Source organism: Pseudoalteromonas sp. MER144-MNA-CIBAN-0113, from assembly GCF_040308965.1.
Lineage (GTDB): Bacteria > Pseudomonadota > Gammaproteobacteria > Enterobacterales > Alteromonadaceae > Pseudoalteromonas > Pseudoalteromonas tetraodonis.
Genome location: NZ_JBEOOG010000049.1, coordinates 1 through 15,315 on the forward strand (window position 1 = coordinate 1; position 15,315 = coordinate 15,315).

Annotated in this window: 14 protein-coding genes; 8 read left to right on the forward strand and 6 right to left on the reverse strand. The window is 39.3% G+C overall.

Going from position 1 to position 15,315, the window contains the following annotated elements; genetic code table 11:
- Positions 1-199: 199 nt before the first annotated feature.
- Positions 200-1,990: a M61 family metallopeptidase gene (locus AAEY57_RS12865; RefSeq protein WP_215522194.1), complete on the reverse strand. Its 1,791-nt coding sequence runs from the start codon at positions 1,988-1,990 to the stop codon at positions 200-202.
- A gap of 225 nt (positions 1,991-2,215) precedes the next feature.
- On the opposite strand from AAEY57_RS12865, the gene AAEY57_RS12870 reads away from it, so the two are divergent.
- The 8 genes from AAEY57_RS12870 to ilvN all read left to right on the forward strand — a co-directional run bounded on the left by AAEY57_RS12870 (position 2,216) and on the right by ilvN (position 11,947).
- A complete protein-coding gene (locus AAEY57_RS12870; protein WP_350608033.1) occupies positions 2,216-3,724 on the forward strand; it encodes a GGDEF domain-containing protein in 1,509 nt (502 codons plus the stop codon).
- Positions 3,725-3,801: 77 nt separating this feature from the next.
- A complete protein-coding gene (ppnN, locus tag AAEY57_RS12875) occupies positions 3,802-5,145 on the forward strand; it encodes a nucleotide 5'-monophosphate nucleosidase PpnN (protein ID WP_013463271.1) in 1,344 nt (447 codons plus the stop codon).
- 8 nt (positions 5,146-5,153) lie between these two features.
- Positions 5,154-5,927 carry a flap endonuclease Xni gene (gene xni / locus AAEY57_RS12880; protein ID WP_013463270.1) on the forward strand — a complete coding sequence of 258 codons (774 nt, stop codon included), beginning with the start codon at positions 5,154-5,156 and terminating at the stop codon, positions 5,925-5,927.
- Between the two features lie 69 nt (positions 5,928-5,996).
- A complete protein-coding gene (locus AAEY57_RS12885) occupies positions 5,997-6,392 on the forward strand; it encodes a DUF3192 domain-containing protein (protein WP_024600863.1) in 396 nt (131 codons plus the stop codon).
- Positions 6,392-8,074, forward strand: coding sequence for a hypothetical protein (locus AAEY57_RS12890; RefSeq protein ID WP_215522192.1), 1,683 nt, complete (start codon positions 6,392-6,394; stop codon positions 8,072-8,074). The genes AAEY57_RS12885 and AAEY57_RS12890 overlap by 1 nt, the downstream gene beginning before the upstream one ends.
- A 179-nt stretch (positions 8,075-8,253) precedes the next feature.
- Positions 8,254-9,261 (forward strand): isocitrate dehydrogenase, encoded by a 1,008-nt coding sequence (locus tag AAEY57_RS12895; RefSeq protein WP_013463267.1) that lies wholly within the window; start codon positions 8,254-8,256, stop codon positions 9,259-9,261.
- Positions 9,262-9,722: 461 nt separating this feature from the next.
- Positions 9,723-11,447, forward strand: a complete 1,725-nt coding sequence (locus AAEY57_RS12900; RefSeq protein WP_013463266.1) for an acetolactate synthase 3 large subunit — start codon at positions 9,723-9,725, stop codon at positions 11,445-11,447.
- Complete coding sequence (gene ilvN / locus AAEY57_RS12905; RefSeq protein WP_128583281.1) at positions 11,447-11,947, forward strand: acetolactate synthase small subunit; 501 nt, start codon at positions 11,447-11,449, stop codon at positions 11,945-11,947. Before AAEY57_RS12900 ends, ilvN begins: the two co-directional genes overlap by 1 nt.
- A 66-nt stretch (positions 11,948-12,013) precedes the next feature.
- Here the strand turns inward: ilvN and AAEY57_RS12910 are convergent, their stop codons facing one another.
- From AAEY57_RS12910 to AAEY57_RS12930, 5 genes are all read right to left on the reverse strand, one after another.
- Positions 12,014-12,289 (reverse strand): HU family DNA-binding protein, encoded by a 276-nt coding sequence (locus tag AAEY57_RS12910; RefSeq protein ID WP_008112559.1) that lies wholly within the window; start codon positions 12,287-12,289, stop codon positions 12,014-12,016.
- Positions 12,290-12,497: 208 nt separating this feature from the next.
- Entirely contained in the window at positions 12,498-13,037 is a 540-nt protein-coding gene (locus tag AAEY57_RS12915) for a DUF3833 domain-containing protein (RefSeq protein ID WP_013463264.1), read from the reverse strand.
- A 1-nt stretch (position 13,038) separates the two neighbouring features.
- Positions 13,039-13,527: a chalcone isomerase family protein gene (locus tag AAEY57_RS12920; protein ID WP_013463263.1), complete on the reverse strand. Its 489-nt coding sequence runs from the start codon at positions 13,525-13,527 to the stop codon at positions 13,039-13,041.
- Between the two features lie 30 nt (positions 13,528-13,557).
- On the reverse strand, positions 13,558-14,058 hold the full coding sequence (locus AAEY57_RS12925; protein WP_028834799.1) for a DUF2878 domain-containing protein: 501 nt from the start codon (positions 14,056-14,058) through the stop codon (positions 13,558-13,560).
- A complete protein-coding gene (locus AAEY57_RS12930; protein WP_033104221.1) occupies positions 14,036-15,298 on the reverse strand; it encodes an SAM-dependent methyltransferase in 1,263 nt (420 codons plus the stop codon). The genes AAEY57_RS12925 and AAEY57_RS12930 overlap by 23 nt, the downstream gene beginning before the upstream one ends.
- Positions 15,299-15,315 lie beyond the last annotated feature (17 nt).

Genomic DNA, 15,315 nt, shown 5'->3' on the forward strand with positions numbered 1-15,315 from the left:
TCATTAGATTTAACATCGCAAGAACTTGAAATTTTAGAGAGTAATAATCTAATGTTGGCTTAACCAGATCTCAGGTTCATTAAGTATGAGTAAGGTCAACTGCGCTGAGATAAATTGTTACAATATAGCGCCCAATAAACAAAAAAGGAGCTCAGGGTTTGTACCCTAAGCTCCTTTTTAAACAATATGATATACGATGTTAGTCGTCTTTTTTCACATCATTTGGATGCGCTACACCCATCCATGCTTTAAATAATGCTTTTTGCTCATCAGTGGCATTTTTATTCGCAACCACTTTTTTAGGTTTGTCGAAGTCTTCAGACAACACAAGCTCAGTCGACATTAATGCATCACGACGAATAAAATCAACAGTGACTTTATCGCCTGCTTTAAAGGTTTCTAGGCTGGCTGTTAAGTCTTTACCTACATGCTTTTTATTAATAGCGACGAGTTTATCGTCGGTGGTTAAGCCGCCTTGCCATGCTGCACCATCGCGGCGTACATGGGTAAGCGTAAGTAACTCGCCAGTATTTTTAGTAAATGCATCTAAGCTTGGTGTGGCCTTGGCTTTTTCTGGTAATTCAAAGCTTAAACCTACTTTTGCTAGCAGTGCATCAAAATCAAGGTTGGCTGGTGAGCTAACATTTGCCTGCCACCACGCGCTGTAATCACGCCCTGATAGTTGTTTTAAAATAGCCAGTACGTCTTGCTCAGTAAACCCTGCCGGTAATTTATGCTGTTTATAAAGCGCTTTATGTACATCTCTGTAGCTAATTTTACCTTGGCTATTTTCAAGTAGGTCGATATCTAACGCCATCGACAATAATGAACCTTCAAGATAAATATTAGTGCTGTAGTTACGTGCGTGATCGCCGCCTTGGTTTATCCATTTATCAAAACTGGTTTCGCTGGCACTTTGTACTTCACGCCCCGGTGTTGTGAGGTGGCGGTTAATGGTTTTGCTTAATACTTTAAAAAACTCATCGTTAGTTTGAATACCCGAACGCACTAATAAATGATCTTCAAAATAGCTGGTAGAGCCCTCTGCTATCCATAGCAATTTTGAATAATTAATATTAGTGTAGTCATATGGCGCAAGCCCTTTAGGACGGTACGCTTTTACATTCCAAGTATGAATAAACTCATGAGCTGCAGTACTTATAAAACCTAAATAGTCTTCACGTTTAGCAAAGCGGTCGCGTGGGCGCTGAATAATCGTTGAGTTTAAGTGCTCAGTTGCCCCGCTTGCGCCTGATGTAGCGTGTACCATAAATACATAACGTTCATACGGGTAGCTGTCCCAAATCACATTGCCGGTAGCCACTAGCTTTTTCAAATCGGTTAGCATCAGTTCAATATCATAATTGCCCTCACCCCATACCACCAGTTCGTACTCACGGCCATCAACTTCAAAAGTGCGTAGCTCGTTAATACCGGTTTCGATTGGCGAATCAACTAATACATCATAGTCACTGGCTTTAAAGCTGTGCTTATTTTTATAATTTTCCATGCCTGACACAGAGCGCCATGCTTTAGGGACGTTTAATTCAACCGTTACTGGCTCTTGGCGAAATGATTCGCTAAACATAAAAAAGCCTGATGCATCAATAAAGGCATGGCTGTCGTCAATATGGCGGGCGCGCTTACCTAGCTCATTGGCATACACTTGGTAATCTATATTTACTTCAGTGGGTTCATTTAAATGAACGCGCCATGTGCTGTGGTCAATCTTTTCCCACTTTAATGCATTACCTTCATCATCACTGGCTTTAAAGTAGCGAACGCCATTGGCAAGATTTAAAATTTCATAACGACCAGTGCGCCATGCTGGAAGTTTCACATCTAAGAAAGACTGCGCCGTTTTAGGAAATTCTACGTTCACATCACCTAAATGATGCTCTGGCTGAGAAATGTTTAAAGCGTAATTAACGTCGGCAAATACCGGTGCTGAACAGGCAGCTAAAATTGATAAGGCAAGTAGCTTTTTCATAAAGGCTCTTTTTTATATAACGTATTGTTGTACCAAGATTAACAAGACCCATTTTAAAAGTGAATTAAAAGCGATAAATACACTTATATTTAAGATCGTTCGTATTTTGTTGCTAAAAACATTAAGTTTTTGATCTCATACCTACTATTAATATGTTTTTGTTGTAAACTAAACCAATAAAGGTATTAAAATAATGGTGTGTAGGTGTCTAGGAGCTCCAATACGGTGGAACAAAAACTAAAACAAGCAATTGACAGTAGAAGAGTAATAGAAAGCGCTCGTAAACATCAAGTTGACACCCTTTCTAACTTTGCGGCTAAGTTATCTTTAAGCTGTAAAGGACTTGATATTGAGCTTGATAACCGCCTAGCAAAGTTCCGCAGTGCACTCAATAAAGGCATGAGTTTTGAGGACTTTTCGCCTTTGGTAGATGATATTTTAGCCTTGCTAAAAAATCAGGAAGCGATTCAACTAGCGCATCAACGCGACCTGTTAACCAGCGTACAAAATGCAGGAAAACAGTTACAACAAACGAAAGGCCTGCCTGACGAAACCCGCAGAACGCTGCGTCATTTATTAGATAACCAACTTGACGATATACAATCGGTGCATGGGTTTATCCCAATATTAAACCAATTGATCACCTTTTATCATCAAGCTTTAATTGCTAAAAGCAATAATACCTTTGAACCACCCAATCTAAGTGTACTCACTGAAAAGCTGTTTAAATTAGTTAGTGAGCTCGTGCTAGAAGAAGAAGCCAACGAATCACTGTATTTAATAAAAAAACGCATTGCTAAAAATAAAGCCGTTGACCAGTTACTTGATGCCGCAATAGGTGTGATTACTTTAATTGTTAAAAGTATTCACGTTGAACGTGAATCAGCGCAAAGCTTTTTAGCTTCATTAAACCAAACACTTGAAGAGCTGCATCGCTCATTGGTATCAACCAGTGAACACTCTGAATCAATGAATGTTGAATTTGACTCAATAAATCAACGCATTGGTGAAAAGCTAGAAAGTTTAAATACACAAACAAAAAATGCGACCTCAATCACAGCGTTAAAGCAGCTAGTTGAAAACGAGTTACGCTCACTCAGTGCAGATATTTTAGAAAAAGAGCAACTCGAACAAAAAGATCGCAGAATTTTAGTTGCCAGCTTTACGCAAATAAATGAAAGAATTAATAGCTTAGAAAACAAAGTCAGTAACTATAAAAAACGTTTAAATGAGCAACGATTTAAAAGCTTACTCGACAGCCTGACAAAACTGCCTAATCGCGCGGCATTTGATGAGCGTTACAACCACGAAATTAATTTATTTAACGAACAACCGTCAGACATAACGCTAGTTGTTATAGACGTCGACCATTTTAAATCAATCAACGATCGATTTGGCCATACCGCGGGTGATATTACTTTACAAGTTATTGCTAAAGCGCTGCAAAAGTCGATTAGGCAATCAGACTTTATTGCACGCTATGGCGGCGAAGAGTTTGTGCTATTAATGCCACGCACTTCACTTGAAAACGCGACAGCGCACCTCAATAAATTAAGACAGTCTATTAAAAAGATACCGTTTAAATTTAAAGACAAACAAATTGAAATTACTGTTTCGCTAGGCGCAACCCAATTTAAAGAGGGTGATACCCCTCTAAAAGCATTTGATAGAGCCGATCAAGCTTTATACGATGCTAAAAATTCAGGCCGGGATCGTCTGTGCATTAGTAAATAGTGTTATGCATTTCTACCTTTGAGTACAAGGCATAATTACGCAGTAAATTTACCCAAGAAGTATCAAGGAGAATGCCGATGCTAATACAGTTAAACCCAACAGGGGTATTAGATTTATTATCGCAGCTAGAAGTAGACCTACTAGAACAGTCATCAACAAGCGAACGCTACAGGTTATTCAGAAATTGTGTTTTAGCTGTGCTTAATGTAGGCAGCCATACCGATGTAAGTAACGATATATACGAAAAACATAAAGACTTTGATATTCGTTTAGTAAGCCGTGAACGCGGTATTAAAATTGAATTAGAGAACCCGCCGCAAACGGCCTTCGTTGACGGCCACATAGTCACCGGCATACATGAGCACATATTTTCGGTTATTCGCGATATCTTATTTATTTGCCAAAAGTATGAAAAAAATCTCCAAGAAACTAAAGCCATTACCCACATGGTTTTTGACATGCTTAGAAATGCCGACGCTCTTAAAGTAAATAGTGAACCTAACATGATTGTATGTTGGGGCGGCCACTCTATTAACGAAATAGAATATAAATACACTAAACAAGTAGGTTACGAATTAGGCTTACGCGGGTTAAATATTTGTACTGGCTGTGGGCCTGGTGCAATGAAAGGCCCGATGAAAGGCGCCACTATTGGTCATGCCAAACAACGTATAACTAACAACCGTTATTTAGGTTTAACTGAGCCCAGCATTATTGCAGCTGAGCCACCTAACCCGATTGTGAATGAACTGGTTATTTTACCCGATATTGAAAAGCGACTTGAGGCCTTTGTTCGCACCGCTCATGCCATTATTATTTTTCCTGGTGGTGCAGGCACAGCTGAAGAACTATTGTATCTATTAGGCATTTTGTTGCACCCTGAAAACGAAAAGCAATGTTTACCTGTTATTCTTACCGGTCCAAAACAAAGTGAAGCTTACTTTGAGGAGCTGTGTCAATTCATTCAAATGACTTTAGGCGATGCAGCCCTAGATAAATTTGAAGTGATTATTGATGATCCTCAATTAGTAAGCCAAAAGTTAAAGTCGGCAATGAATGGTGTACGCGAATACCGTAAAAGCCAAGGGGATGCATATTACTTTAACTGGACCTTGAAAATAGACAGTGATTTTCAGCAACCTTTTTACCCCTCTCATGAGGCCATGGCGTCGCTTGATTTACACCTTGATCAACCCAAACAACAGTTAGCGGCTAATTTACGCCGTGCGTTTTCGGGAATAGTGGCGGGAAATGTAAAAGAAGAAGGTTTAAATGCGATTAAAAAAGACGGCCCATATGTCCTCAGTGGCGAGCCTGATTTAATGAAAGCAATGGACACACTTTTACAAGCGTTTGTAGAACAAGGTAGAATGAAGCTCCCTGGCAGTAAGTATATTCCTTGTTATACAATAAAAGCGTGAGTTTATAATTGAATCCCCATTTACTTCTTATTGATGCGCTTAATTTAATTAGGCGCATCTATGCTGTTGATGCTAACCAAACGCATCACAGCGACGAACATATGTTAAAAGCATGCTGCGCTCGAGTAGCACATGCCTGCAAAAAACTCATAACAACCACTAATGCAACCCATGCAATTGCTGTATTTGATGGCGATAAAAGTTGGCGCTATCACTTTTACAAAGATTACAAACATTCGCGCGCCCCGATGCCACAAACGTTAAAAGAAGCCTTGCCACATTTTAAAGCGGCCATTGAAGAAACCGGCATTGTGGTATTTGAGCCGACTAACGATGAAGCCGATGATATTATTGCAACATTAGCCCATAAAGCCGCCAACAATCAGATAAATAACACTATTGTCTCTACCGATAAAGGGTTTTTACCGCATTTAAATGAGCAAATTGAAGTTTATGATTACTTTAAAAAACAACAGCTCACACAGCAGCATATCCAAGAACGTTTTGGCGTGGCACAACACAAACTCATAGACTTTTGGGCCCTGGCAGGAGACAAAACCAATGACATTCCAGGTGTTAAAGGCATTGGTGTTAAATCGGCACAACAATTGGTGAATCAGTACAACACTCTCGAAGAGGCATTAAGCGATGAATCATTAAGTGCGCGCTTACAAAAAAAGCTTGCTGATGATATGGATATGTTTGTTATTTCTAAACAACTGGTGAGTTTGCGTACTGATATCCACTTAGGCTTTAGTTTAAAGCAGTTAAGGCTTAATTAGTCGCAAGTTAATGGCACTGAACGATCGCAATACGTATACTAGTAATAGTTATATTGGTCTGGGTAGGCAATGTTTAAAAAGTTTTTTAGGTATTTGATATTGGGATTAGGTTTATATGCACTGATAGCCACGTCGGTTATTATGTTTTATAAAGACGATCCACAAGCAATGATTTGGCAAGACCGCGAAGCATTCAATAAACGCTATATTGAAAAACTGCGCTTAGAAGATGCTTTTACGCTAAATGCTGTGCTTGAATATTTAGGCAGCCCAGATTTAACCTACGCGAAGCGCGATGGTGAACAGGTGTGGCAAGTTATATTTTATCGTACACAACATAAAACCTCGGATGGCATTACCACCATGGATGAATGTACCGGGTTATTATTTAAAAACGGCCAACTAATAATGTGGGGCCCAAGTGCTTATGAAAAATACCTTGAGCAAAATGATGGAACAATTTAATGGAAGCACCACTGTCGGGTAACCTAAAAAAGCTACTCGAAAGCACACAGTTGCTTTTAGGTTCACATAATAATAAAAACCAGTGGCATACTTTTTACCCGATTGTTTGTAAACTTGCAGAACAATACGCAGCGTTATATAAACAAAACCCAGCGGCGTTACAAGCTCAGCTCAATTTGTATAAAACACACTATAGCTTTGCAACCAATTTAGTGGTTAATCAATGTGTTTTAACCTGTGCATTAAGTGCTAGCCAAAATTACGATAAACACTTAACAGAGCTTTATATCAGTGCCTCATTGGTGGAACACCTTTGTGTTGCTAATCAGTTGAATAAACTAGCCCAACAGCAAACATTTACTAATACCGACACTAAAATGTGGCAGTTACGCCATAAACTCGCTGCCAAAGTGATATTGACATCACAACAACCAGCACATCAAATTGCCCATATTTTAGCTAAACTAGCCAAATACAAACACGCATTATTAAACACGCCTAAAGTCATGCTTTATGACGGAGCCAGTGTATTGGTTGCTTTGGCAAATATTTTGGCGCTTAACGTAACCTGCAACGCAAAACAGCAGCATATTAGTTTTTATAAAGCCATAGCTGATTTGTACATAAGAACCCCCAACTCATTCGCACAGAAGCTACTAAAAGACTTAGTAGCACACGTTGGACAATATGTACCAGGTAGCCAAGTGGTTTATGCTGACCAAACAATGATTTATTTGGCTACAGATTCGGCAGGCCGTCATATTATCGTTAATAATGCCAATACAAAAATGGCCTGGTATCGAATAAAAGCATCATTAGAGGATGGCTTAAAGGCATGGCCGTGTAATGACGATCGCTTGTTTTTAAAAGTTTGGGACAGTGAATACCTGCATATTGTTCATAAGAGTGACGACACACAGTCCTCTTTGTACGAATTAGTTAAACAAATAAAAAACCAACAAGAGTACAATTACAAAGCATTAAATACATTACTTACCCCTTATCCTAATGTTATAAAATCAGTGTGCCATGCAGTAAAACAGTATAATAAAGAGCTGCAACCGGCAAAAGATTTAAGGCATAGCTTGTCTATGGTAGGTTACGATAAGGCCCCTGCGATTATTCAAGGCATGGTTTTTGAGCAGTTGGTAAATAGTATTGCCCATCCTTTACATACATTTTTGTGTACCCGCATGGGTTGTTTAGTCAACATTGTAGAGCTGTTAGTAAAACACGATAAAAATTTGCAAAGTGAACGCATTAGTTTGAGCCTATATGCCTATTTATATTATCTATTAATTAATTACAGCCCAGAAGTTTCTAGAAAAATCACCTTAGACCAAACACCGAATAAATCCTTAGATACGCCAATATGCACATTTTTTGGCATAAACAATGTTGATACCCCTCATTTAACTAATGAGCTTAATGAATTACTTAGTAGCGACCCCTGGGCAATAGCGTTATTAAAAGCTGAAACATTGCCTAAAAAGCAGCTCGATGATAGCGCTAAGTTGTGGGCAGCTTTGAAAGTTGTAGCCCAGCGCGCACTTAAACCTGACCAACCATTAACAGCATGGCAACAGCAGATATTAAATCAACAACTCACCCGCCATGGCTGGAAAAGTGAGGTCATTTTTTATCAATCCCTGCAGCAATTAGGTCTGCATAATAGTATTTAGCTGGCTTATTATCACTATAAATTAAAGTTATACCCTGTATTTGCAGTATAAACTGGCAAAATGTTCAATAAATTGGTATAAATGCCGGCTTAAATTTAGCACCCCTGTCATATAAGTAGTCTAAACTCTGTGAGTATTTTTTATTTATGTGTGTATCCAAATCTTTAAAGGAAAAGTTCATGGCCAAACAAACCATAACAGTGATCAAAGGCGACGGCATCGGCCCAAGCATTATCGACTCAGCACTTGAAATACTAAAAGCCGCAGGATGCGATTTTGATTATGAATTTGTTGACGCTGGCCTCGCTGCGCTTGAAAAAACGGGCGAATTGCTTCCACAAGAAACAATTGACACGATTGCTAAAAATAAAATCACTTTAAAAGGTCCATTAACGACCCCTGTAGGCGAAGGCTTTACATCAATCAATGTAACACTTCGTAAGCAGTTTGGTTTATACGCTAATGTTCGTCCTGTGAAGTCGTTCGCAGGTACTAAAGCACGTTACGATGACATTGATATTATTACTGTTCGTGAAAATACCCAAGGTATGTATTCAGGTGCAGGTCAAGTAGTGAGTGCTGATGGCAACGAAGCTGAGGCAATGTCTGTGATCACCCGTGAAGGCGCTGAAAAAATCGTTACTTTTGCATACGAGCTAGCTGTACGCGAAGGCCGTAAAAAAGTAACCGCTGTTCATAAAGCAAATATTTTAAAATCAACATCGGGTTTGTTCTTAAAAGTTGCTCGTGAAGTGGCTGAACGTTACCCTGAGATTGAATCAACTGAAATGATTGTTGATGCAACCTGTATGAAACTAGTAATGACACCGGAAGAGTTTGACGTAATTGTAACGACTAACCTATTCGGCGATATTTTATCTGATTTATGTGCTGGTTTAGTTGGTGGTTTAGGCATGGCGCCTGGTGCTAACATTGGTGAAGATGCGGCTATCTTTGAAGCTGTTCACGGTAGCGCACCTGATATTGCAGGTAAAAACCTAGCAAACCCTACGTCAGTTATTTTAGCGTCTATTCAAATGCTAGAGCATTTAAATATGGGCGATACGGCAGAGCGCATTCGTAGCGCAGTGGCTGATGTAATTAAATCAGGCGACCGTACTACTCGCGATTTAGGCGGCAGCCATGGTACAACTGACTTCACTCAGTCGGTAATCGACCGTCTGTAACAGTATAATTGAATTATAAAGCCAACATCTGTTGGCTTTTTTTATGCCTGCTCAAAACCGCTTGTATCACTTTAATGTAATTAATGTGTATTTAAGCTCCCTACTCCTTAAAATTAAAAATGCATAATTTCTGCTTTTAATGTGAGAATACTTTACATCAATTAGAATTTAAGATTAAAAAAGATATAAAAATGAATTTTTAATCCAAAAACGTTAGTTTTGGGTTGACATGAGCGCGCAAAAGCCTTAAAAATAACCACATACAAAAATTGTAATTTAAACAGCATTTTATTTTAAAGAGCAAAACATCATGAACACACAATTTCGTCTTTTAGTCTTACTCGTACTGGTCTTAGTGATAAGCCCAGCGGGGATGTATTAAAAGGTGAAATATGCTTTTTAAAACCCTCGCACTACGCGGGGGTTTTTTTTTGCATAAATCAGTCAACAGAGGAATGAGGATGAGTAAACAAGAATATAATGGCTCTGAATTGGTTGTTAAGTCATTAAAAGAGTTAAACGTTAAGTATATATTCGGTTACCCCGGTGGCTCAGTATTAGACTTATATGATGCGCTATTTCAGCAAGATGATATTGAACATATTTTAGTCCGTCACGAACAGGCCGCCACACACATGGCCGATGGTTACGCAAGAGCAACCGGTGAAGTCGGTGTTGTACTTGCCACTTCTGGACCAGGGGCAACAAACTGTGTAACAGGCATAGCAACTGCGTATATGGATTCTATTCCGATGGTGGTGTTATCAGGTCAAGTGCCAACCAACTTAATTGGCGATGACGCGTTTCAAGAAACGGATATTGTTGGCTGCTCTCGTCCGATTGTAAAGCATAGCTTTAATTGTAGAAGCGCTAGTGAAATTCCCAATATTCTTGCTAAAGCCTTTTATATTGCCAGCTCAGGTCGCCCAGGCCCAGTTGTCGTTGAACTTCCTAAAGACATGCTTAACCCTGAGCTAACCTTTGCTTACAACTTTCCAGCGGCAACAGAACTCAGAACCTACAACCCTAATACCAAGGGTCACTCTAAACAAATTCGTAAGGCCGTTACTGCTATTTTAGAAGCGAAAAAGCTGGTTATTTATTCTGGTGGCGGAATTGTGCTTTCAAATACATCAGAACAACTAACCCATTTAGTCGAATCGCTTAATGCCCCTATTACCAATACCCTAATGGGACTAGGTGGTATATCAGGCATTCACCCTAACTTTATTGGTATGTTGGGTATGCACGGTACATTAGAAGCAAATAAAGCCATGGCCAATGCTGATGTTATTTTAGCCCTTGGCGCACGATTCGATGATCGAGTTACCAATAACGTACAAAAGTTTTGCCCTAATGCCACTATCGTGCATGTAGATGTCGATCCGACTTCAATTTCCAAAACCATAAAAGCACATATTCCGGTTGTTGGCTGTTTAGCCACGGTACTTGAACAGTTACAAACTGCTATAGATAAAAGCCCAATAAAAATAGACCGCAGTGCACAAGAAGATTGGTGGCGACAGGTGATCAGTTGGCGCGAACAAAAATGCTTAAACTACAATACCGATGGCGATAAAATTAAACCTCAAGCAGTTATAGAGGCTATTTATAAAGCGACTAATGGTGATGCTTATGTCAGTTCAGATGTGGGCCAACACCAAATGTTTGCAGCGCAGTATTATCCATTTAAGCACCCTCGTCAGTGGATCAACTCAGGTGGCTTAGGCACCATGGGCTTTGGCTTACCAGCAGCTATGGGGGTTAAGCTCGCCTTTCCGGATAAAGAGTCTTTATGTGTGACTGGCGACGGCTCTATTCAAATGAACATTCAAGAGCTTTCTACCTGTTTACAATACAACTTAGCGGTAAAAGTGATCTCGTTAAATAACCGTTCACTAGGTATGGTTAGACAATGGCAAGATATGATTTATGGCGGCAGACACTCCTCTTCCTATATGGAATCACTTCCTGACTTTGTAAAACTTGTAGAAAGTTACGGCCATGTAGGAATACGAGTCAATACACTGGATGAATTACAGCCGGCAATAGACAAAGCCATGTCGATAACCGATAGATTAGTGTTTTTAGATATTTTAGTAGACGAAAAAGAACATGTTTACCCGATGCAAATTAAGCACGGTGGCATAGATGAGATGTGGTTAAGAAAAGGAGTAAAGGCATAATGCGTCGTATATTATCTATATTATTAGAAAATGAACCCGGTGCGTTATCACGTATAGTGGGGCTTTTTTCTCAACGAGCTTACAATATTGATAGTTTAACTGTTGGAACCACTGATGATGAGTCACTCTCGCGTATTACTGTCACCACTAAAGGCGATGATAGAATTGTTGAGCAAATCACCAAACAGGTAAATAAACTGGTCGATGTACTTAAGGTGATTGATTTAACCGAAATGAGCCACATAGAGCGCGAACTGTTACTAGTAAAAGTATTTGCTCAAGATGAAGCTACGCGAGCTGCTGTAACGCGGGTTGTAGATGTATTTCAGGGCGCTATTTTAGGTATGGGGCGTCAAAGTTACAGCCTACAGTTGGTAAGCAGCACCGATAAAATAGAGTCGTTTTTAGATACCTTACGTCATGAAACAGACATTATAGAAGTGGTTCGCTCTGGCGCGGTCGGCATTGGTCGCGGAGATAAGGCGCTTAAAGCTAAATAAGCGTTAAATTTACGGCAAAAAAAAAAGGGCTTAATAGCCCTTTTATTATTTTTATAAACCTAAACCTTATAGGTTTACTTGGTCTTTAAGACCTTTACCTGGTTTAAAGCTTGGAATAGTCGCTGCTGAAATTTGGATTTCTGCACCTGTTTGTGGGTTACGACCTGTGCGAGCAGCACGTTCTTTAACTGAAAAAGTACCAAAACCAACTAATGCAACAGAGTTGCCTTCTTTTAGTGAAGAAGTTACAGCGCCTGTGAATGCATCAAGTGCACGTGTAGCGGCTGCTTTAGAGATTTCTGCGTCAGTAGAGATTTTTTCAACTAGTTGAGCTTTGTTCATTATTAGATTCCTATTCGTTATTATTTTGCCTTCGCAAATCCTATCTTTATGCATTTTCGAAGAGTTAGCAACAGCAAATTACGTTTTTTATCTAAAATACTAAAAAATTAGTAAAATTATAATAATTCACTGTAAAATACAGCGAGTTGGGTTAACAAAAACTTAATTTAAGCACAAATATAGTGCAGCTATGCACTGTGATGAGTCGCTATATTTTTTCTATTACTAAGGTCACTTCCCCGACCTCAACGCCAAACTTAACAATAGATGTGCGGTTTATCAAGCGCGTGTTGGTGACTAAATACATCCAATCATCAAAGTTAACTTCAAAAGTGCTGCCATCGTAAGGAATTTCTACATTGTAGTTCCAATGAAAAACACTGCCTTCACTTTTGCCTGTGGCCGTGCCTAAAACATCAGAAGCAGTACCGGTTAACGTGTTGTCGTCGTTTAAGGTTATTTTCCAAATACGTTTTTGGGTTTCGCCGTCATCATAAACGAAGTCTTCCTCAATAACGCCTTGGTTGCCATCCCACGTAGCGCTCAAGTCTACAACAAGCTTTCGGGTTAATTCGCCTTTAAAGTCTTGTACAACACCGTAGGCTTTTAAATCGCCGCTAAAAAAAGTCTTAAAATCGAAATTAGGTTCTGAGCCTTTGTAATGCTCTACACTCGGCGCTGAACAACTTGCAATAAAGAAGCTTACTACCAGTAGCAAAGTTACTTTGATACGTTTTAGATTAATCATATTAAATCCCTAAAAGTTGATTTCTAATCGATGGTTCTGAGGTGTTCTCACTTAGCCAAATAGCTAAGAAGTCATCTGCAAAAGTGGTGTCTTCTATGCGGCCTATTTCATTGTCATTGTGAAAGAAAATACTGTGTCCTTGCTGATCGGTCAGTAAGGTTAACGATTCACCCTTTTTAATGTCTGGCCATATGGCTAATAATTTATCTGCATAGCGAGCTGATAATTGTGATTTACCTAAATGTTGCCATTGCTCTTTAGTGGCTTTTACAATGTCTTTAGCATCAAAGTCGCGCAGGTAAGTTAAAGTAAATTTAACCGGCGTTTGCTTGGGACTATAAGATCCAGAGGGAGTAAAAAGCGTTGCATCATAAACATCCCAAAAAAGGTATTCCATACGTGCCTCGCCCACTTTGTTAAACTGGGTATCAGCATAAGCAGCATGGTTAAACAGGGCATAAATTAGTACTAAATTTAAAAGCGTTTTCATAATCAGCTCCAAGCAGTAAATACAATTGTTTTATTGCTTAATAAACGCGCCAATTTTACCGTTAATAAATAAAATAACGCTAAACGTTGCAGCCCATAAAGCACCGTATAAAGGCCAAAATTGCCATAGCGGCAAGCCGAGTTCTAACACGTCGAATCGCGCCCCCGCCCAGTAACTTCCTGGTGCAAACGCTAAACATACAATAAACGCTTGCCAAGGTTTGAGGGTTGTTAAAAACGACATTGAGGTGTTAATACATAGCAATAAAGCAGCCCATAAAAACACTAACCAAAGCGGAAATGGCGCTACTTTAAATTCAATCAGACCGAACTTAACCGCGATAAATTCACTTAGTAAGGCTAGTGGTAAGCACTTTAGAAGCAAAAAAGCATCCTGTTTTTTTTGCGCTGACAAATAAAACATTAATGCAATGACTACTGTTGAATAGACAATTGAATGCTGTTCAAGCAGTAGGCATAAAAACCACACTACTTGAAACAGTACAAAATTAATAAGCGAGTGCAATCTCATCATTACTACTCGTAAAACGGGGTTTGCGTGCCATTAAATGCACGGTACTTGTTGCGCGAGTTCTAAATGCGCCCTCGCAATAAGCAAAGTAAAATAGCCATAAACGATAAAATCGCTCATCAAATTTATTACTATCGAGGTTTGGCCAACTTGCAATGAAACGATCTCGCCAATCAGCAAGGGTTCTTGCGTAGTGAGCACCAATATCGCTAACTGTGTGGATATTCATATCGGTATGATTTTTTATTTGCTCACTCATTTCGTTGAGCGAAGGCAAACACCCACCAGGGAAAATATATTGCTGAATAAAGTCAGAATTTTTTAAATAATGCTGGTAACGCTGGTCGCTAATTGTAATTGCTTGAATAAGCATAGCACCGTCGTCTTTTAATAGCTGACCGCACTGAGTGAAAAAACTAGGCAAGTACTCATGACCAACCGCTTCTATCATCTCAATTGATACTAGCTTATCGTATTTACCGGTTAGTAAACGGTAATCTTGTTTGAGTAAAGTTATTTTGTTTTCAAGCCCAAGCTCTTTAATTTTATTTGCAACATAATCGTGCTGTTCATCAGAGATGGTAGTGGTTGTTACATGGCAGTCGTAGTGAGTAGCCGCATAAATCGCAAATGCTCCCCAACCTGTACCAATTTCAATGACGGTGTCGCCTTGTTGTAACTCGACTTGTTCACAAATACGCTGTAGTTTGTATTGCTGTGCTTGCTCAAGGGTGGCGTCTTTACTTGGGTATACGGCACTTGAATAAAGCATTTCTTTGCTTAAAAAAGACTCGTATAAGTCATTGCCTAAGTCGTAGTGTGCAACAATATTCTTTTTAGAGCCCGAGTGAGAGTTTTTATTTTTAATGTGGTTTATACGATGAGCAATGTTACTAAAAAAAGCGAATTTCTTTTCAAATGCGTCTAGTTGGTCTTGGTTAATTGCAAAAATTTCTATCAACCGAGTTAAGTTATCACACTGCCACTGCCCTAATATGTAAGATTCTCCCGCGCCAATACTTCCCGAGAGCGCAAATGCTTTATACATAGCAGTATCATTAACGGTTACCGTTACTTTAAGCTCTGATGACGTATCGCCAAATACAGACTGCTGATTATTGTCTACAAGCACTATTTGGCCTGTTTCAATAGACGAGAACGCTTTGAATACTAACTTCTTGTATAAGTTAGTAAACCAACTTGTGCGTTCTTGAACGCGTAAGCTCGATACCTTTTCCATACACTTACCTATATTAT

What these genes read in the sequence shown, in the direction of transcription:
- AAEY57_RS12865 (WP_215522194.1), bottom strand. Translation starts at nt 1,990, where the DNA reads ATGAAAAAGCTACTTGCCTTATCAATTTTAGCTGCCTGTTCAGCACCG.
- ppnN (WP_013463271.1), top strand. Translation starts at nt 3,802, where the DNA reads ATGCTAATACAGTTAAACCCAACAGGGGTATTAGATTTATTATCGCAG.
- AAEY57_RS12885 (WP_024600863.1), top strand. Translation starts at nt 5,997, where the DNA reads ATGTTTAAAAAGTTTTTTAGGTATTTGATATTGGGATTAGGTTTATAT.
- AAEY57_RS12890 (WP_215522192.1), top strand. Translation starts at nt 6,392, where the DNA reads ATGGAAGCACCACTGTCGGGTAACCTAAAAAAGCTACTCGAAAGCACA.
- AAEY57_RS12895 (WP_013463267.1), top strand. Translation starts at nt 8,254, where the DNA reads ATGGCCAAACAAACCATAACAGTGATCAAAGGCGACGGCATCGGCCCA.
- AAEY57_RS12900 (WP_013463266.1), top strand. Translation starts at nt 9,723, where the DNA reads ATGAGTAAACAAGAATATAATGGCTCTGAATTGGTTGTTAAGTCATTA.
- ilvN (WP_128583281.1), top strand. Translation starts at nt 11,447, where the DNA reads ATGCGTCGTATATTATCTATATTATTAGAAAATGAACCCGGTGCGTTA.
- AAEY57_RS12910 (WP_008112559.1), bottom strand. Translation starts at nt 12,289, where the DNA reads ATGAACAAAGCTCAACTAGTTGAAAAAATCTCTACTGACGCAGAAATC.
- AAEY57_RS12915 (WP_013463264.1), bottom strand. Translation starts at nt 13,037, where the DNA reads ATGATTAATCTAAAACGTATCAAAGTAACTTTGCTACTGGTAGTAAGC.
- AAEY57_RS12920 (WP_013463263.1), bottom strand. Translation starts at nt 13,527, where the DNA reads ATGAAAACGCTTTTAAATTTAGTACTAATTTATGCCCTGTTTAACCAT.
- AAEY57_RS12925 (WP_028834799.1), bottom strand. Translation starts at nt 14,058, where the DNA reads ATGAGATTGCACTCGCTTATTAATTTTGTACTGTTTCAAGTAGTGTGG.
- AAEY57_RS12930 (WP_033104221.1), bottom strand. Translation starts at nt 15,298, where the DNA reads ATGGAAAAGGTATCGAGCTTACGCGTTCAAGAACGCACAAGTTGGTTT.